Source organism: Reyranella humidisoli, from assembly GCF_019039055.1.
In the GTDB taxonomy this organism is placed as follows: domain Bacteria; phylum Pseudomonadota; class Alphaproteobacteria; order Reyranellales; family Reyranellaceae; genus Reyranella; species Reyranella humidisoli.
Genome location: NZ_JAHOPB010000001.1, coordinates 1,753,945 through 1,770,955 on the forward strand (window position 1 = coordinate 1,753,945; position 17,011 = coordinate 1,770,955).

19 protein-coding genes and 1 riboswitch are annotated in these 17,011 nt (G+C 67.0%); of the genes, 9 read left to right on the top strand and 10 right to left on the bottom strand.

Translation table 11 applies throughout. From position 1 onward, the window contains the following. Positions 1–24 precede the first annotated feature (24 nt). The gene (locus KQ910_RS08605; protein ID WP_216958337.1) at positions 25–876 is read right to left on the bottom strand and encodes a chorismate mutase; all 852 of its coding nucleotides are present in this window, start codon (positions 874–876) and stop codon (positions 25–27) included. Between the two features lie 105 nt (positions 877–981). Continuing rightward, a riboswitch (SAM riboswitch) is annotated at positions 982–1,057 on the top strand. A gap of 60 nt (positions 1,058–1,117) precedes the next feature. Between KQ910_RS08605 and metX the strand changes: the two genes are divergently transcribed. Continuing rightward, the gene (gene metX, locus KQ910_RS08610) at positions 1,118–2,284 is read left to right on the top strand and encodes a homoserine O-acetyltransferase MetX (RefSeq protein ID WP_229600647.1); all 1,167 of its coding nucleotides are present in this window, start codon (positions 1,118–1,120) and stop codon (positions 2,282–2,284) included. Beyond that, entirely contained in the window at positions 2,281–2,886 is a 606-nt protein-coding gene (gene metW, locus KQ910_RS08615) for a methionine biosynthesis protein MetW (protein ID WP_369408303.1), read from the top strand. Before metX ends, metW begins: the two co-directional genes overlap by 4 nt. Before the next feature lie 7 nt (positions 2,887–2,893). Here the strand turns inward: metW and KQ910_RS08620 are convergent, their stop codons facing one another. From KQ910_RS08620 to KQ910_RS08635, 4 genes are read right to left on the bottom strand one after another with little or no spacing between them, the layout of a single operon-like run. Then, a complete protein-coding gene (locus tag KQ910_RS08620) occupies positions 2,894–4,648 on the bottom strand; it encodes a GNAT family N-acetyltransferase (RefSeq protein WP_216958341.1) in 1,755 nt (584 codons plus the stop codon). Positions 4,649–4,667: 19 nt separating this feature from the next. Then, complete coding sequence (locus tag KQ910_RS08625; protein WP_216958343.1) at positions 4,668–5,156, bottom strand: YbaK/EbsC family protein; 489 nt, start codon at positions 5,154–5,156, stop codon at positions 4,668–4,670. Further along, the gene (locus KQ910_RS08630) at positions 5,146–6,078 is read right to left on the bottom strand and encodes a DUF1932 domain-containing protein (protein ID WP_216958345.1); all 933 of its coding nucleotides are present in this window, start codon (positions 6,076–6,078) and stop codon (positions 5,146–5,148) included. The genes KQ910_RS08625 and KQ910_RS08630 overlap by 11 nt, the downstream gene beginning before the upstream one ends. A gap of 18 nt (positions 6,079–6,096) precedes the next feature. Continuing rightward, positions 6,097–6,933, bottom strand: coding sequence for a class I SAM-dependent methyltransferase (locus KQ910_RS08635; protein ID WP_216958347.1), 837 nt, complete (start codon positions 6,931–6,933; stop codon positions 6,097–6,099). 23 nt (positions 6,934–6,956) lie between these two features. Between KQ910_RS08635 and gloB the strand changes: the two genes are divergently transcribed. Continuing rightward, positions 6,957–7,733: a hydroxyacylglutathione hydrolase gene (gloB, locus tag KQ910_RS08640; protein WP_216958349.1), complete on the top strand. Its 777-nt coding sequence runs from the start codon at positions 6,957–6,959 to the stop codon at positions 7,731–7,733. Between the two features lie 124 nt (positions 7,734–7,857). Here the strand turns inward: gloB and KQ910_RS08645 are convergent, their stop codons facing one another. The 4 genes from KQ910_RS08645 to lipP1 form a co-directional block, all read right to left on the bottom strand. Further along, positions 7,858–8,352, bottom strand: coding sequence for a P-loop nucleotide/nucleoside kinase family protein (locus tag KQ910_RS08645; RefSeq protein ID WP_216958351.1), 495 nt, complete (start codon positions 8,350–8,352; stop codon positions 7,858–7,860). Next, positions 8,349–8,795 (bottom strand): MarR family winged helix-turn-helix transcriptional regulator, encoded by a 447-nt coding sequence (locus tag KQ910_RS08650; protein WP_216958353.1) that lies wholly within the window; start codon positions 8,793–8,795, stop codon positions 8,349–8,351. The genes KQ910_RS08645 and KQ910_RS08650 overlap by 4 nt, the downstream gene beginning before the upstream one ends. 65 nt (positions 8,796–8,860) lie before the next feature. After that, positions 8,861–9,985 (bottom strand): MFS transporter, encoded by a 1,125-nt coding sequence (locus KQ910_RS08655; protein WP_216958361.1) that lies wholly within the window; start codon positions 9,983–9,985, stop codon positions 8,861–8,863. After that, positions 9,982–10,935 carry a LipP1 family hormone-sensitive lipase gene (gene lipP1 / locus KQ910_RS08660; protein WP_216958363.1) on the bottom strand — a complete coding sequence of 318 codons (954 nt, stop codon included), beginning with the start codon at positions 10,933–10,935 and terminating at the stop codon, positions 9,982–9,984. The genes KQ910_RS08655 and lipP1 overlap by 4 nt, the downstream gene beginning before the upstream one ends. Before the next feature lie 83 nt (positions 10,936–11,018). On the opposite strand from lipP1, the gene KQ910_RS08665 reads away from it, so the two are divergent. From KQ910_RS08665 to KQ910_RS08690, 6 genes are all read left to right on the top strand, one after another. Further along, complete coding sequence (locus KQ910_RS08665) at positions 11,019–12,050, top strand: DUF2333 family protein (protein ID WP_216958365.1); 1,032 nt, start codon at positions 11,019–11,021, stop codon at positions 12,048–12,050. An 8-nt stretch (positions 12,051–12,058) separates the two neighbouring features. Then, on the top strand, positions 12,059–12,985 hold the full coding sequence (locus KQ910_RS08670) for a sulfite exporter TauE/SafE family protein (protein WP_216958367.1): 927 nt from the start codon (positions 12,059–12,061) through the stop codon (positions 12,983–12,985). After that, positions 12,982–13,860, top strand: coding sequence for a TIGR02186 family protein (locus tag KQ910_RS08675; RefSeq protein WP_216958369.1), 879 nt, complete (start codon positions 12,982–12,984; stop codon positions 13,858–13,860). The genes KQ910_RS08670 and KQ910_RS08675 overlap by 4 nt, the downstream gene beginning before the upstream one ends. 17 nt (positions 13,861–13,877) lie before the next feature. Next, the gene (locus KQ910_RS08680) at positions 13,878–14,360 is read left to right on the top strand and encodes a universal stress protein (RefSeq protein WP_216958371.1); all 483 of its coding nucleotides are present in this window, start codon (positions 13,878–13,880) and stop codon (positions 14,358–14,360) included. Positions 14,361–14,652: 292 nt separating this feature from the next. After that, entirely contained in the window at positions 14,653–15,201 is a 549-nt protein-coding gene (locus KQ910_RS08685) for a NifU family protein (RefSeq protein ID WP_216958373.1), read from the top strand. Between the two features lie 102 nt (positions 15,202–15,303). Further along, entirely contained in the window at positions 15,304–16,413 is a 1,110-nt protein-coding gene (locus KQ910_RS08690; RefSeq protein ID WP_216958375.1) for a glucosaminidase domain-containing protein, read from the top strand. A gap of 9 nt (positions 16,414–16,422) precedes the next feature. Here the strand turns inward: KQ910_RS08690 and ddpX are convergent, their stop codons facing one another. Continuing rightward, positions 16,423–16,980, bottom strand: a complete 558-nt coding sequence (gene ddpX, locus KQ910_RS08695; RefSeq protein WP_216958377.1) for a D-alanyl-D-alanine dipeptidase — start codon at positions 16,978–16,980, stop codon at positions 16,423–16,425. Positions 16,981–17,011 lie beyond the last annotated feature (31 nt).

Sequence of the window (17,011 nt, forward strand, 5' to 3'; positions counted from 1 at the left end):
GCCAGTCTCCTTCGAAAGTTCAGGTCACGGCTTGGCGTCGATCGGCACGGCATAGGCGCCGATCGCCGCCGCTCGTCCGTTTTCGAGGCCCAGGGCCGCTTCTAGTTCGCGCAGGCGCGGATCTTCGTCGGCGATCACGCCCGGCACCTCGACGAGATAGTGATGCACTCCGGCCATGACCTGGTCCAGCGCCGAGGTGAAGGCCGGAAGGCCGGCCTTGGCCAGTGCCGCAGCGATACGGTCGCGGCTCAGGCCGTTGTTGGCCTCGATGGCGATCAGCGCGCGATCCGAGCCACTCGGCTCGGCGTCGATGCGGGCCAGCACGAAGGCCGAGATGCCGCGCGCGCGGGCGTTGGGCATCGACAGGAAGGGCAGGCGGGCGATGACGGTCGGCAGGGTCGTGTCCTTGCCGGCGAGCATCGGCCACCACGGCGTGGAATCGGCCTCGAGCGGGGCGGGGACGACGCCGATGGTCGTCGGCCCGGCGCGCACCGCGGCCAGCACGCCGGCCGGCGTGTCGTGGGCGACGAAGGGGATCTGGCAGCCGAAATGATCGCGCGCGAGGTCCCAGTATCCGGGCTGGTCGGCCGGGCGGCAGATCGCGATCTTGAGGCCGGGCGTCTGGATGAGCGTGAAGGCGCTCATCATCTCACGCCACATGCGATAGACGGCGCCGGCCGGGAACTTCCCGTCATGCGTGGCCAGTCGCTTGCGCAGGACCTGGGCCTCGCGGCCCGGACGCAGCGCCAGGCCGCCCGACGGCTTGGTTGAGGAAATGTGCGCGACGACCTCCGAGCGGCGACGGATCAGACCGTGCAGGTCCGTGTCGATGGCATCGATTTCCTGCCGCAAGATTTCGAGATTGGGAGCGTCCATAAGGCCGTTAATTTCCTGTGCGCAGCGGCGATACTACGTCCGGACGGCCCGCGTAAAGGCAAACAAGCCGCAAGAGACTTGCCTCGCGCCGCCGACGACCGTATAGAGCCTCTCCGTGGAATTTGGGCCGACCGGCTTGCGACCACGTTAAACATCGCTAAAAGGTCGGAGTGCTCGAAAAAAGCCCCCGTCCTTCCGGCCGGGGGCTTTTTCGTTGGCTCCTTCGCGGGAGAGGGCAGTGCTGAACGACCTTACCGATGCCGAGCGCAAGGCGCTCGCCCAGTGCCGCCACGCGGTCCTGGGGGCGGACCGGCCGCTGAGGCTCGACTGCGGCGTCGATCTCGGACCGTATCGCGTCGCCTACCAGACCTACGGCGAGCTGAACGCCGACAGGTCGAACGCAGTCCTCATCTGCCACGCCCTGACCGGCGACCAGTTCGTCGCCGACCGCAATCCGGTGACCGGCAAGCCCGGCTGGTGGGAAAGCATCGTCGGCCCGGGGAAGATCCTCGATCCGGCGCGCTACTTCATCATCTGTACCAACGTGCTCGGCGGATGCCTGGGCACCACCGGTCCGCTCGACACCGATCCGAAGGCCGGCCAGCCCTGGAACCTGCGCTTTCCGGTCGTGACCATCGGCGACATGGTGCGGGCGCAGGTGGCGCTGATCGATCATCTCGGCATTCCCGACCTGTTCTGCGTCATCGGCGGGTCGATGGGCGGGATGCAGGTGCTCGAATGGACCGCCAGCCATCCGAAGCGCGTCTTCTCGGCCGTGCCGATCGCCTGCGCCGCCCGTCACTCCGCCCAGAACATCGCATTCCACGAAGTCGGCCGTCAGGCGATCATGGCCGACCCGGAATGGAAGGGCGGTGACTACCGGCTGCACCAGACGATGCCGTCGCGCGGCCTCGCGGTGGCCCGCATGACGGCCCACATCACCTACCTTTCGGAACAGGCACTGCAGCGGAAGTTCGGGCGCGCGCTACAGGATCGCAATGCGCTGGGGTTCGGCTTCGACGCCGACTTCCAGGTCGAGAGCTACCTGCGCTATCAGGGCTCGACCTTCGTCGATCGGTTCGACGCGAATTCCTATCTCTACATCACCCGCGCGATGGACTATTTCGACCTCGCGGGCGCGCATGGCGGCGTGCTGGCCAATGCCTTCAAGGGCTCGGCTACGCGCTTCTGCCTGATGTCCTTCACCAGCGACTGGTTGTTCCCGACGCGCGAGAGCCGCGCGGTCGTGCATGCGCTGAACGCGGCGGCGGCCAACGTGTCGTTCGTCGAGGTCGACAGCGACAAGGGCCATGACGCCTTCCTGCTCGACGAGCCCGAGATGTTCCGCACGCTCTCCGGCTTTCTCAAGGGTGCCGCGTCGGTGCGCGGGCTGGGAGGTCTGTCGTGAGCACGCCGATTCGTGTCGATCTGCAGCTCATCGCCGACATGGTCGAACCGGGCACGCGTGCGCTCGACGTCGGCTGCGGCGACGGCTCGCTGCTCGCCTATCTGATGAACTTCAAGCGGGTCGATGCCCGCGGCATGGAACTCAGCCAGGCCGGCGTGAATGCCTGCGTAGCCAACGGCCTCTCGGTCATCCAGGGTGACGCCGATACCGACCTGCGCGACTATCCCGACGACGCCTTCGACTACGTGATCCTGAGCCAGACGCTGCAGGCCACGCGCGAGCCGCGCCAGGTCCTGGAGCAGATGCTGCGCGTCGGCAAGCACGCCATCGTGTCGTTCCCCAACTTCGCGCACTGGCAGGTGAGGCTGCGGCTGGTGTTCGGCGGTCGCATGCCCGAGACAACCTCGCTGCCTTACAAGTGGTACGACACGCCCAACATCCATCTCTGCAGTATCGACGACTTTCGCGCGCTGTGTCGGACGATGGGCGTGCGGATCGAGAGGGCGATCGTCCTGAACAACAAGAGCCGCCGCATCACCTTGCCGCCGCTGCTGGCCAACCTGATCGGTGAGCAGGCGGTGTTCATGCTGCGGCGGGACTAGCCGGACGCTACGGGCCTTTGTCGGCCGTCGCCGAGATCGCGAGATTCCTGCCCAGGAATGCGCGGTCGCCGGGTCCTCCCGGACCATGTCCGACGCTCCAGAGTTCTGGCCAGTCCAGACGTTCCGCGCCCCACGCGGACGCTGCCGACAGGGAAGTCCAGGGCGCATCGGCTGCCAGTCGATACAGCAGGCCGCCCGGCCCCATGCCCGGGTGAACGAGTAATTGAATGTCGAACGGCGCATCGGCCGCGATCGAGGGGCCGAGCCAGTAATGCGGGCTGCGGCCGGGTTCAGGTTCGAGGATCACCGTCAGCCGCTGCGACGGTCCGCTCAGTCCGATCCAGACCGGCGCGCGGACACCCGGCCGGCACGCCGCGAGGAACGTCTGGGCCGAACTGGCGCCGGCATCGGCGGTCTGGCCGGTGAAGCGGAAGGTCGCGATCCTGTCACGGGCGATGCCGGCGTCCTGCAGGCTGGTCCACCGGTCGACCGTCGGCACGGACGGCGGCCAGGACAGGCTTTCACGGACCTGTCCGCTTGCGTCGAAAACCTGGTAGCGCAGGCCGTCGCCATCGATCGCGGCCTGCACCGCATGAAGATACTCGATCCCCTCCGGCATTCGATGCGCGGTGCCGGCACCGGCCGTGCAGATCTGCAGGACGCCGCGATGGACCTGGATGTCGAAGGCGAGGATGTGGCCGCACAGGTAAGCGAGTACGCCGTTCGCGCTCAGCACATCCCAGAAGATGTTTGCATGCTCGGGGCCGACGTCGCGCTGATAGGGACCGCTGAAGCCGTTGACCGGATGGATCGGATGATGGCCGGCGACAACCTTGTGACGCGCATCGGCGTGCTGGTTCAGCACGGCGCGAAGCCAGTCCGTCTCGACGTGACCTTCGCCACCCAGACCCGTCCAGAGCGTGTGTACGAAGACGAGCAGAAGGTCGCCGCGCCGTATCCAGTACGACAGGCCTTCCTGCCCGACCGGTCCATTGCGAGGCAGGTGAGCATGAATCTCACGGAACACCTGCTCGCTCATGACGTCGTAGGTCGCGTGGTTGCTGGTCGTGTGCCACATCGGAGTTGCGCGTCTATCGAGCCAGGCCATCTCCTGATCGAGCCAGTGGCGCCACTGCTGGCGCAGAGCATCGGCATCGGCCGTGTAGCCGGCGATCTCGTCGCCGAGGAACAGGATGAATTCGGGCGAGGGCACGAGACGCCGCACCGAGGCATTGATGCCTGCGAAGGTCCTTTCGTGCGGGGCGCCCGGCACGCCGGAGCACGCGTCGCCATAGAAGACAAATTGATGGCCGGGGCCGCGAGGCATTAGCGCCGGGATCGATTGGCCGGCGGCCGGGCGTTCGTAGAACCCCTCGATCGCGTCTTCCCGCACCTTCACGAAGCCGTGGCGCAGGTAGAGCCGGTCGGCCTTGCTGCCGGTCAGCACTTCGAGGCGGACGGGGAGACCCGTCGCGTCGGCTTCGGCCAGCAGCGCTTTCAGGATCGTCGTGCCGAGGCCGGAGCCGTGCAGGCGGCGCTCGAGATAGAACGAGTCGATCCTGATCTCTTGCTCGTGCTCGCGGAACCCGACGCAGCCCACGCGCACGCCGTCCTGCAGGATCAGCCGTGTGCCGGGCTCGTCGAAGTGGCCGCGGAACATGCGGCGCGAGCGCTCGGGTGTGTAGCGGCCGACCCGTTCGAGATGCTCTCGCATCACGTCGGTGCGAATCGCCAGCAACGGCTCGAAGTCATCTTCGGTCACGGGACCGAAGCGCCATGCCTCAGTCACGCGCCGCGATCCGGGCGAGGCGCGGTTTGGCGATCGCCAGCCAATCCTTCGTATCGAGTTCCATCGAGCGGTCGAGGCGGCCGGCATTGAAGAACAGTGTCTCGTTGGCGAGCAGGTCTTCCTCGACGACGATTGAAATGGCCGGGTCGAGAGCGAACGGCGGCACCGCGCCCATGACGCACCCGGTCAGCGCCTGGGCCGTCTCGGGCGAGGCGAAGCCGCACTTGCGGGCTTCGAAGAGGGCGGCCACGGCGGCGAAGTCGAGCTTGCGGCTGCCCGGCAGGATGGCGAGCACATGGCGCTTGCCCCCGCCGCCGCCGCGCACGTCCAGCACCATGGCCTTGGCGGCCTGGTCGGGGCGATTGCCGCGGATGGCGCTGATCGCTTCCGACTTGCCCTCGGCCTCGTGCTCGATGACGCGGAACTTCGCCTTCGCCTCGGTGAGGAGCGCCACCAGCCGGTCGAAGACTTCACCCGCCACGGATCACCTTCTCCGACAGGATCCTGAGCGCGTCCTCGAGGCTCGGTACCTGGCCATCGGCGGGCGCAATGTGCGCGTCGACCGTACGGCGATGGCTCCTCTCGATGGCCTCGGTCATCAGCGGATCGACGCCGGTCTCGCGCAGCGTCTGCGCCACCAGCCCCATCTCTTCCCAGCGGCGATGGGCATGCACGACATGCGTCTGCACGAGCATGGTGATGAAGCCGCTCAGCCCCATCGAGTCCGCATCGCCGAGGCAGCCCAGCACTTCGTCGAGGATGCCCTGTCGTTGCGCGGCGACCAGCGCCTCGACACCCAGCGCCTCGATGCCCTTCACCAGCGTGCTGCGCAGCATCTTCACCGACGAGGCGCTGCCGGGCTTCGGTCCCAGCAAGGTGGCGACGAAACCGTTGTCGTTCATCCAGGCGACCGCCTCGGCGGCGTCCTCACCGGCCACCAGCATCGGCGCCTTGATGCCCTGCTTGAAGAAGCCGCCCATGACGGCGACATCGACATAGAGGCCGGCGCCCTTCCCGATCTCGGCGCGGTCCTCGTCCGACATCTTGCCGGTCACGGTGCAGAGGTCGAGATAGTGAGCGCCCTTCTTCAAGAGGGGAGCAGCGGATTGCGCGGCCGAGAGCGCATGCTCGCCCTGCACGGCACAGATCACGAGATCGGCTTCGCTCAGCGCCTCGGTGTAGCCGTCGGCGATCGCGATATCGAGACCGCGGGCGACCTTGCCCAGCGCGGTGCCACGCGCGTCCTTGTCGAGCGCGGTGTCGATGGCGATGAGGCGACGCGGCGCGTTGTCACCCGGCTTGGAGGGACCGCGCCAGCCGCCTTCGGCGGCAAGACCACGGGCGATGGCCGATCCCGCCTCGCCAAAACCCAGCAGCGCGATCACGCGCGGAGAAAATGCCATGTCGTTCTTTCCCGGAGATCAGGAGGCGGGTTTTTCGCCGTCCTCGGTGTTGCGCGCGGCCCCTGCAACCTGGGGGGTGTCGCGCGAACTGGCGACACGCAGCTTGGGCCGCGCGGCGACGACCGCCTGCGGCTGGCTGCGTTCCGCAATGCCCGCATAGAGCTGCTTGCCGGATTCGATGACGTTGACGCCGCCGAAGCGGCCGAGCCAGCGCTGGCCGAAGCGCTCGATCGTCGGCGCCATGCGCATCATGAGCCGCGAGCGCGTCGGCGGCATGTAGAGCGCGCGCGTCTGGCGCAGCGGTGCGAACATGTTGGCGCGCAGCAGCGCGTTGAGCTGGCCGGCCGAATAGGGATGGCCGTGGTAGAAGGGCGAGCGGTCGATCTGCGACCAGAAGCCTGTACGGGTCGGCGCCACGACGACCATGCGGCCGCCGTCAGCCATCACGCGCCAGATCTCGCGCAGCATCGGGCGCAACTGTTCGGTGCATTCGACGGCATGAACCAGTACCACGCGGTCGACCGAGCGGTCGGGCAGCGGCAGGTCGAGTTCGTCGACCAGGGTCGCGAGGTTGCGGCCCTCGCGCGGCCACCGCGCCACACCCTGCTGGGCCGGCATGAAGGCGAGCGTGCGGCCGGCCTCCTCCATGAAGGGACGCAGCAGCGGTTGCGCGTAACCCAGGCCCAGTACGGTCTCGCCTCGAACGTTCGGCCAGATTTCGCGCAACCGGGTGCGCAGCAGCCGCCCGGTCATCTGACCCAGCGTGCTGCCGTAGAATTCCTCAAGGTCGAGGACGTCGCTCCACATGCCCCGACTGTAGCAGAAAGCCGGGCGGCCGGGCCATGGCCGGCGCATTCCAGCTCTGCTAGCGTTGCAACATGAGCACAACGCTAGACATCGTCCGAATCCCGGTCCTGAACGACAATTACGTGTGGTTGATGCGCGAGCCGCAGAGCGGCGCCGTCGGCGTCGTCGATCCCGCCGTGGCCGGTCCGGTCCTCGCGGAGGCCGAAAAGCGCCGCTGGAAGATCACCCATATCCTGAACACCCACCATCATGGCGACCATGTCGGCGGCAACCTGGAGATCAAGAAGGCGACCGGCTGCACCATCGTCGGCCTGCGCCAGGACCGCGCCCGCATCCCCGGCATCGACGTCGAGGTCGACGATGGCGATCGCTACCGGTTCGGCGAGGCCGAAGCCGAGATCTTCTTCGTGCCGGGCCATACCAGCGGCCACATCGCCTACGCGTTCCGCGACCAGAAGGCGCTGTTCTGCGGCGACACGCTGTTCGCGCTGGGCTGCGGCCGCATGTTCGAGGGCACGCCGCAGCAGTTCTGGACATCGCTCAGCCGCCTGCGCGCTCTGTCCGACGACATGCGCGTCTACTGCGCCCACGAATACACCCAGTCGAACGCGCGCTTCGCGCTGACCGTCGAGACCGGCAACCAGCAACTGAAGGCACGCTCGGCCGCGATCGACGCGGCGCGCGCCAAGGGCGAGGCCACCGTGCCGTCGCTGCTCGGCGAGGAAAAAGCCACCAACCCGTTCCTGCGCGCTGACGTGCCGGCGGTCCAGGCCGCGGTCGGCCTCGCCGGCGGCGATCCCGTCGCGGTGTTCGCCGAAGTGCGTCACCGCAAGGACGTGTTCCGCTAGGGCTAACGAAGGATCCCTCACTTCGTTCGGGATGACACTATTGCTGGGATTTGCGCTGTGCGCCGATCCTAAAGGTTGGTGTCATCCCGAGCGTAGCGAGGGATGCTTGTTTCATATGAGTGTCTCAAGCCGCGACACGCACGCCATCGAGGACTGACATCTCATCGTCGGTCGGCGGCTGCCAGATCGTTTCGATAAAATCGAACATCGGGCGCGTGACATTCACGCGAAAGGTTTCGCCCTGTTGTGCGTTGCGCTGTTCGACCCTGCGCCAGCGCTCGGTGACGTCGACGTCGAGGAAGTGCAGGCGCACGGCGATGCCGGCTGCCAATGTCTGTTCCGCGATGCGCCGGCGCTGGTCCAAGCGCTGAAGGCCGAGATCGAGGATCGACGGCACGCCTACGCGGGCAAGCTCGAGAGCCGTCGCGAGGATCTGCCGCTCACAGCGCAGCACACGCTCCTCGATCCACGGCCAGTTCGGCTGTGCCGGTCTGTCGGGCGCGAACAGCGTCACCATCCAGTCGTCGATCGACAGATGCAGCGCACCAAGCTGCTGGCGCAGCTTGGTCGCGTAAGTGGTCTTGCCGGCACCGGTGGAGCCGCAGATCAGGTGGATCATGCCAGGTCTCCGGGCTGGCCGGCGGTCAGGCGGCCGACCAGATCCGACAGGGTGGCGATCTCCGACTGGGTCCAGCGGTCGCGGAACAGGTCGGCGGCCATACGCTCGAGCGTCGTCCGCGCTTCGACGACCCGCTTCTGGCCGGTCTCGGTCAGCACGACATAGGCGAGGCGGGCGTCGCGCGGATCGGCCTGGCGTCCGACGCAACCCAGTTTCTCCAGCGGGTTGGTCATGCGGGTCACGGTCGAGGGGCTGACATGCAGGCGCTTGGCGAGGTCGACACGGCTCAGCCGCCTGAGGGGCGCGCGGTCGAGGTGCATCAGCAGCAGCACCTCCTTGAGCGCCAGCCCGTGCACGGAGCCGAGTTCGCCGGCAAAGCGCTCTTCGAGGCGCGCCGTGGCGCGAAGCAGGTTCAGGGTGGCGGAGAAGGCAGAGTTGGTCATCGGCTCGATATAGGCCGATATGTTTCCGTATGCAAGTATATTGCAATTAGATCAGCGCTGTTTCCTCAGCGGCGGACCAGGCAGAAGTAGCCGCTGAGCCCGAGCGCCAGCGCCAACGCGGCATAGAGGGGTGTCTGCGGAACGGCGAGGAACAGCCACGGCGCGGTGAGCGGGCCGACGGCGGCGCCGAAGTCGCGCCAGGTCGAATAGCTCGCCTGGCTGGAGAGGACCGTGCCGTGACCCCGCTCGATCACCAGCACCGGGATCAGCGTGTTGAACATACCGCGTGTCGTCACGATCATCAGCGCGCCCAGCAGCTCATGGTCCGCCGCGATCAGGACGAAGCCCGAGACCAGCAGGGCGGCGTTCGCGATGGCGATGCGCCGTGCTCCGAAGCGGTCGCCGATCCAGCCGCCGATCGGGCCAGTCGTCACCTCGACCAGCCACCGCAGGGCCAGCAGCAGCGCCGTCGCCATCACCGGAGCCACGGAAGTGATCGAATCCTTCATCAGGAAGGCGAGCGTCAGCAGGAAGACACCGTCGCCGGAGAAGCCCATCACGAAGCCCCAGACTTCGAGGCGATGCGGCACCGGCAGCTTGAAGCCCTTCTTCGCCGCAGGTTCCGGCGGCAGGCGCGGCAGGACGATCGCTGCGCACAGTGCGACCAGCGTCACGGCGCCAAAGATCAGGAAAACCGGCCGCGCGCCCAATTCCAGCACGATCCAGGCGCCGCCGACCAGTGACAAGGCCTGGACGAGACCGATTGCCGCGCGGCTGGCGCCGACCCGCTTGCCGGCATTGGCGCGGTCGCTCACGGCATAGGCCAGTGTCGAGAGATTGAGGGCGGCATAGGAGATGCCCCACAGGATGCGGGCCACGATCTGCGCCGTGGGGTCCTCGACCAATCCATAGATGGTCGTCGAGACGGCCGAGCCCAGCGCGGCCGCGATCATCAGTGCGTGCGGGCCCACGCGCTCGCCGAAATGGGCGACGCCGGAATTGGCGACGAGACGGATCCAGCGGTTGAGCGACAGCAGCACGCCGACCATCGCCAGCGAAAGACCGAACTCCTGATGGTAGAGCGGCAGCACCGCGTAGAGCAGCGTGTCGCCGATCATGCAGACGGCGATCACCAGGCCCGGCAGCGCCATGCCGACGGGCGCGGCGCGGCCGGAGGGAGCGGCGCTCACTGGGTGCGCAGGACCAAGGCCTCGCGCAGGGCCGCGGCGCAGAGCGTTGTGCCGCGCCGGGCGCCGTGTAGCAGCATCGGCGAACTCAGGAAGCCGTGCAGCATGCCGCCGAACTCGACCAGGTCGGCCTGCGTGCCTTCCTGGTGCAACCGCCAGGCATAGGCGCGGCCTTCGTCACGCAGCGGGTCGTAGCCTGCCGTGACGACCAGGGCCGGCGGCAGGCCGGCCAGCGAGGCGGCGCGCAACGGCGAGACCCGCCAGTCGCCGCGGCCCGCTTTGTCGGGCGTGTAGTGGTCGAAGAACCATTCCATGGTGACGGCGTTCAGCCCGTAGCCGTCCTCGTAGCGACGGTAGGACTCGGTGCGGGCGACCGCGTCGGTCACGGGATAGGCGAGCAACTGCATCAGGAGCTTCGGTCCGCCATGGTCCCGCGCCCAGATCGACACCGCGGCGGCCAGGTTTCCGCCGGCGCTGTCGCCGCCGATCGCCAGGCGCGTGGGATCGATGCCGACCGACTCGCCGTTGGCGGCGACCCACTTCAGGCCGGCGACGACGTCGTCGAAAGCGCCGGGGAAGCGGGCCTCGGGCGCCAGGCGATAGTCGATGTGGAAGACCGCGATGCCGGCTTCGATGGCGAGCTGGGCGCAGAGCACGTCATGGCTGTCGAGATTGCCGAAAACCCAGCCGCCGCCATGCGCATAGACCAGCGCCGGTAGCTTGGCGTCGGGAGCGGCTGAAGTCGGACGGTAGATGCGCACGGCCAGCTCGCCGTCCGGGCCGGGGATGGTCCGATCGACCACCGTGACATGCGCCGGGCGCGGGCCCTGGGCGCCGGACCGCAGGGAGAGATAAAGGTCGCGAGCCGCCTGAGGGCTCAGCGTGTTCCAGGCCGGACGGTTCGCGGCCGCCATCAGGTCGATCAGCCGCTGGGATTCCGGATCGAGAGCCATTCCACCCACTCCATTCAAAACATTTGACCCACTCTAGCAGGCGTCGCCCCTGTTTCGTCACGAGGCGAATGGTAAGGTGTGCCATGACATTCGAACCGGACTTCAGCGAGCGCCCGTCGGCTTCGCCTTCCTGGTGGCGCCGTCGCTGGGACAGCGTGCGGACATGGCGCCCGGGCCGTTCGACGTCCGTCCCATCGTCAGGCGGTCGCACTGCCTGGAAGTGGACATGGCGCATCGCCCTGCTGCTGGTGATCCTCTACTATCCGGTCGGCGCGCTGGTGACCGAGGATATCGACGACGATCCGCAGTTCACGGCGCGCGGCGTTGCACCAGGCGAAAGCAAGGCCGTGGCCACCGCGGCCGATCTCGTGACACGGGAGGTCGACGTCCACACCTGGACGCCGATGATGCCGTTCTTCATGCCGTCCGGCCTTCTCGACAACATGCCGAACTACCAGCGCGGCATCATGTCGGCGCTGGGCCGGTTCAGCACCGAGCTGATGGACCAGCTCGGCCGCACGCGCGGCTCGAGCCAGACCGACCGCGACCTCGAGCAGGCGCGCGGTTTCCTGAACGAGCAGCCCAACATCTGGCTGTGGCAGCCCAGCGTCTCGCTGCTGCCCTCGGCGACCTCGGCGCAGAAGTATCGCGCCGGCCGCGACAAGCTGATGGCCTACAACAAGCGGCTGGGCACCGGTCAGGCCGTGTTCGAGAGGCGCGCGGACAATCTCCAGGCGCTGCTCGACCGCATCGCCAACGATCTCGGCTCGGACTCCGCGGCGATCGACCAGCACGTCATCGAGAAGGCCGGCGACCTGTTCGACGCCAGATGTGACGACATCTTCTATTTCAACAAGGGTCGTCTCTACGTCTACTACCTGTTGCTGCGCGACCTCGGTTCCGATTTCCAGAACGTGATCCGCGACCGCGAACTCACCAACGCCTGGAACGGCACGGTCGAGACCTTCCGCATCGCCGCCCAGCTCGACCCGTGGGTCGTCTGGAACGGTTATCCCGATGCGCTGCTGTTTCCCAATCACCTGCTCGCGCAGGGCTTCTACCTGCTGCGCGCACGCACGCAGCTGCGCGAGATCACCAACATCCTGCTGAAGTAGGCCGCGGCGTGGAGATCTATCTCCCCATCGCCGAGCTTTCGATGAACGTGTTCGTCCTGCTCGGCCTGGGCGCCGCGGCGGGACTCCTGTCGGGCATGTTCGGCGTCGGCGGTGGATTCCTGGCGACGCCCCTTCTGATCTTCGTCGGCATCCCGCCGGCCGTCGCCGTCGCCAGCCAGGCCAACCAGGTGGTGGCCAACTCGATCTCGTCGCTGCAGGTCCAGTGGCGGCGCGGCAACGTCGACCTGCGCATGGGACTCGTGCTGCTGGCGGGCGGCATGCTGGGCTCGTCGGGCGGTGTCTGGCTGTTCACGTACCTGAAGCGGATCGGCCAGATCGATTTCGTCATCGCGGTGCTCTACGTCGTGATGCTCTCCACGATCGGCCTGCTGATGCTCTTCGAGAGCCTGCGAAGCTATTTCAGGCGGCGGCGCAATCCCGACGGGCCGCGTGGCAAGCTCCATACCCACTATCTCGTGCACCGGCTGCCGCTGAAGCTGCGCTTCTACAAGTCGAAGCTCTACATCAGTGCCCTGCTGCCGCTCGGTCTGGGCTTCGTCATCGGCATCCTGTCGGCGATCCTGGGCGTCGGCGGCGGCTTCGTGCTGGTGCCGGCCATGATCTACCTGCTCGGCATGCCGACCGCGGTCGTAATCGGCACGTCGAACTTCCAGATCCTGTTCGTGGCGGCCAACGTCACCTTCCTGCAGGCCGCGACCAACGGCACGGTCGATGTCGTCCTGGCCCTGCTGCTGATCCTGGGCGGCGTCGTCGGCGCGCCGATCGGCGCGCGGATCGCCGCCAAGTTGCCGGGCGTGGCGCTGCGGGCCTTGATGTCGATCCTGATCCTGGCGGTGGCGGCGGAGCTCCTGACCGAATTGCTGCGCACGCCGAGCTCGCTTTATTCGCTCGGCAGCCGAGAGGTGCTGCCATGAGAGGGGTGGCGGGTACGCTGGCCGCCCTCGGCGCCGCGTTCGTCCTCTTCGTGGGGGCGGCCGGCGCCTCGGCCCAGGGCCCCCGGGTCGAGCCGGCACCGGGCAGCCTTCCGGCACCGGGCAGCCGTCCGGCGCCCGGCATCGGCGGACCGCCCGACGCCATCGGGCCGCCTTCGGTGCCCAGCGAACCCACGACTCCCGACCTGATCGTCGATCTCTCCCTGGCTCGCGTGTCGATCACCTCGGCCTTCCAGGGTGAAAGCATCCTGATGTTCGGCATGTTCGATCCACCCGGCGAGATCGTGGTCGTCGTGGCCGGGCCGGCCGCGCGCGAGACGGTCATGCGCAAGCAGCGATTCCTCGGCATCTGGCTCAATACGGGACGGCAGTCGTTCGACGACGTGCCGGCCTATTATGCGATTGCCGCCAGCCAACCGTTGCAGCGCCTGCTCGCCCGCGGTGCCGGCGGCGAGATCCTGTCGCTCGAGGACAGGCTGGCAAGCGTCAAGCCCGCGACGCCGCGGGATACCGCCGATCTTGCGCGCTTTCGCGCGGGCCTCGTCGAGGTCAAGCGGCGCGAGGGCCTCTATCCGGCGGCCATCGGGCAGGTCACGGTGCAGGCGGGCCGTCTGTTTCGTGTCGACCTGCCGTTTCCGTCGCGGCTGCCGGAAGGCGTCTACGAGGTCCGGGTCTACCTCCTGCGCGAAGGCAAGATCGTCGCGGCGGTGTCGCGCCCGCTGCCCGTCGGCAAGGTCGGCTTCAGTGCCCAGCTCGCCGGATGGGCGAGCCATGACGGAGCCCTGTACGGGTTGGGTGCCGTTCTGATGGCCTTGCTGGTCGGCTGGATCGGCGGCTCCGTCATGCGGCGTCTCTAGGAGAGGGGGAGCGGTTCATGAGCGTGCAGCCGAAGTCCGACGAACGTGTCTTCCTCGTCGTGGTCGACGAAAGCCCCGAGATGCGCAACGCGTTGCGCTACGCCTGCCGGCGCGCCAAGCGGACGGGCGGCCGCGTCGCCATGCTCTATGTCATGGACCCGCCGGAAGGCCAGCAATGGGGCTCCGTGGTGGAGCTGATGCGCGAGGAGTCGCGTCAGCAGGCCGAGGAAGTTGTGGCCCGTCACGCCGACGTGGCGGTCTCGCTGACCGGCCAGCCGCCTTCGATCTACATTCGCGAAGGCAAGAGCCGGGACGAACTCGCGAAGCTGCTCGTCGAGGATCGATCGATCTCGGTTCTGGTGCTCGGCAGCGCGTCGAGCGGGGAGGGGCCGGGGCCCCTGGTGACGGCGTTCACCGGCAAGGCGGGCGCGCAGCTCCGCATCCCTCTCACGATCGTGCCGGGCGCCCTGACGGATGCCGAGATCGACGCTATCTCATGATGTATGCGGGGAGTTTCGCCACCCAACTGCGGCGATCCGCGTCGAAAGCTTCTTTGTATCGAAACTGGTGACAAAGGTTACATTCCATAGAAAATATCATAAGCATATGATATTAAACAATAATACCTATTTATTCCATAATATCTATACAGTGCCGCTCCAGAATCATCTTGATCGGCTTGACCGTGGTTCCTACGTCCGAGGGCATCGAGTGGGGATGGAGACGTCCTGATCCCCAGCCTGAGCGATGCCGAGCGGGATCCCCCGCGAAGCGTTCGAACCGGAGGTAGGTTTGTTTATCCAGACCGAGCAGACGCCCAATCCGTCGACCCTTAAGTTTCTCCCCGGCCGCGTGGTCATGGAGAAGGGGACGGCGGACTTCGCCAACGTAGAGGCCGCCACGCCGTCGCCGCTTGCCAAGAGGCTGTTCGCGATCGAAGGCGTAGAGCGCGTGTTCTTCGGTTCCGATTTCGTCACCGTCACCAAGACGGCCGACCGGGACTGGCAGATCATGAAGCCCTCCATTCTCGGTGGCATCATGGAGCACTACACGTCGGGCGATCCCGTGATCGTCGACGGTGAGGCGGCCGTGGCCGCCGCGGCGGACGACGATGAAGTCGTTGCCCAGATCAAGGAACTTCTCGACACGCGCGTCCGGCCGGCAGTGGCCCAGGACGGCGGCGATATTGTGTTTCACGACTTCCGCGACGGCATCGTCTACCTGCACATGCAGGGATCCTGCTCGGGTTGCCCGAGTTCGACAGCCACGCTGAAGATGGGGATCGAGAACCTTCTGAAGCACTACGTGCCGGAAGTGGTTGAAGTCCAGGCGGCCCAGTAGGCCGCTTCAGCTCGAAGCGTACGCGTTGTGATGGCGTTCGCGGCCCCCCTCGGGGCCGCGCGTGCGGCCGTTCGTGCGAGCAAATCAAATGATGAGTGTGGCATGCAGTTGACCTTACGGCCCGCGATCGAGCGCGGACGCCAATATGCTTTTCCCGCCGCGTGGGCGGCGGTGCTGGCGACCGGTGTCGCCTTCTACAAGCCGCTGCCGTCCCTGGACGTGGCGCCCTATCTGTCATTCGTGGGCGTCGGCAGCGCCTATGCCCACGAAGCCGAGCAGCCGCATTTCCTGGTGCTGGAGGCCGAACCCGCCGCCCTCATGTTCGTGCGGCACGAGGTGAGCGAGCCGGACGACGTGGTCAATCGCTCGGCGCGCGACGGTTCGGGCGCCCACGGCCGCTTCGCCGCTCCCGGCAATGCGGTTCGCCGCCAGGTTCAGGTTCGCGCGATCAGCCCGCGCACGGCCGACGAGCTGGCCGGTTTCTTCCGCGACGTCTCCTACACGCTGACCGACATCCGCCAGGGCGAGGCGGTGCCGCCCTACAAGGTCGACCGCGTGCCGGCCGATCTCGGCAACAAGGACGGCAACGAGCGCAAGATGCTGTTCATCACGGCGCTGCTGCCGGTGATCCTCGAGGTCAACCAGCGCGTCCTCGCCGACCGCGAGCAACTCCTCTATCTGCGCGACAAGCTCTATTCGACGCCGCAGATGCTGACGGCCATCGAGCGCATCTGGCTCGACGATCTAGCCGACCGCTACGAAACCTCGGCCGACAAGATCGACGAGCTGGTCCGGCGCGTCGACATCGTCCCGCCGTCGATGGCGATCGCCCAGGGAGGCGTCGAGTCCGGTTGGGGAACGTCCTTCGCGGCCCGCACCGGCAACGCCCTGTATGGGCAGATCCAGGCGGTTGGCCGCCACAGCGTCTCCGTGCCCTGGAAGCCCGGCGCCGGCATGCCGCAGCCTTTCGCCGACGTCGGCGAGTCGACCGAAGCCTACATTACCAACCTCAACACCCATCCTGCCTATGCCGGCTTCCGCAGCGAGCGGGCGGCAATGCGCGAGAAGGGCGAGAATCCGGACGGTTTCCGGCTGATCGGTTCGCTCCTTCGCTATTCCGAACGCGGACAGGGCTATGTGCAGTTCGTGCGCCAGATCATGCGCGAAAACGACCTGCGCGATTTCGACAAGGCGCGGCTCTCGGGCTTCTGAGGCGGCCGATCACATCATCGGGCGTGGCAGGTCGGTGTCTGCGACGAGCGGATAGCGCCGGGCGTCGAACAGCTGATAGTGCCACCATTCGTTGCGGTAGAAGTCCCAGCCGGCTGACGTCATCAGGCCCATGAGCAGCAGGCGATTGCGCTGCGCCTCCGCGGAGATATCGGTGCGCCCGTGATGGGACAGCGGCGTGAAGGCATCGAACCCGGTACCCATGTCGAGCTCCCGGCCTTGTTCGTCGAGCAGACTGAGATCGACCGCCACGCCGCGCGAATGGGGCGAGCCGCGGCGAGGGTCGGCGATGAATTCCGGATCGGGATTGACGTTCCAGAGAGCCCACTGCGCCTCGACCGGTCGCAGGGCATCGAAGATGCGCAGCCGATATCCCAGCGGCCGGGCGAGGTCGATCGCCGCGGCGAGCTTCGCGGCAGCCTCTCGGTGCAGCCAGCATTCGGCGTTTCGGTACACCGGTCGTCCCGTTAGATTTGCGTCCGTCGCATAGGCCAGCGTCACGTCGACGTCGAAGTCGGGCGGAGCGATCGCAACAATGTCGAGCTTCATGACACAACAATGCCCAGCCGCCTTCATCGGC

Bases quoted from the DNA above. Each gene is read 5' to 3' on its own strand.
- KQ910_RS08645 (WP_216958351.1), bottom strand. From the start codon at position 8,352: ATGATCCACCTGATCTGCGGCTCCACCGGTGCCGGCAAGACCACTTAC.
- lipP1 (WP_216958363.1), bottom strand. From the start codon at position 10,935: ATGGCTCTCGATCCGGAATCCCAGCGGCTGATCGACCTGATGGCGGCC.
- gloB (WP_216958349.1), top strand. From the start codon at position 6,957: ATGAGCACAACGCTAGACATCGTCCGAATCCCGGTCCTGAACGACAAT.
- KQ910_RS08680 (WP_216958371.1), top strand. From the start codon at position 13,878: ATGAGCGTGCAGCCGAAGTCCGACGAACGTGTCTTCCTCGTCGTGGTC.
- KQ910_RS08630 (WP_216958345.1), bottom strand. From the start codon at position 6,078: ATGGCATTTTCTCCGCGCGTGATCGCGCTGCTGGGTTTTGGCGAGGCG.
- KQ910_RS08675 (WP_216958369.1), top strand. From the start codon at position 12,982: ATGAGAGGGGTGGCGGGTACGCTGGCCGCCCTCGGCGCCGCGTTCGTC.
- KQ910_RS08635 (WP_216958347.1), bottom strand. From the start codon at position 6,933: ATGCGCCGGCCATGGCCCGGCCGCCCGGCTTTCTGCTACAGTCGGGGC.
- KQ910_RS08605 (WP_216958337.1), bottom strand. From the start codon at position 876: ATGGACGCTCCCAATCTCGAAATCTTGCGGCAGGAAATCGATGCCATC.
- KQ910_RS08690 (WP_216958375.1), top strand. From the start codon at position 15,304: ATGCAGTTGACCTTACGGCCCGCGATCGAGCGCGGACGCCAATATGCT.
- KQ910_RS08665 (WP_216958365.1), top strand. From the start codon at position 11,019: ATGACATTCGAACCGGACTTCAGCGAGCGCCCGTCGGCTTCGCCTTCC.
- KQ910_RS08650 (WP_216958353.1), bottom strand. From the start codon at position 8,795: ATGACCAACTCTGCCTTCTCCGCCACCCTGAACCTGCTTCGCGCCACG.
- ddpX (WP_216958377.1), bottom strand. From the start codon at position 16,980: ATGAAGCTCGACATTGTTGCGATCGCTCCGCCCGACTTCGACGTCGAC.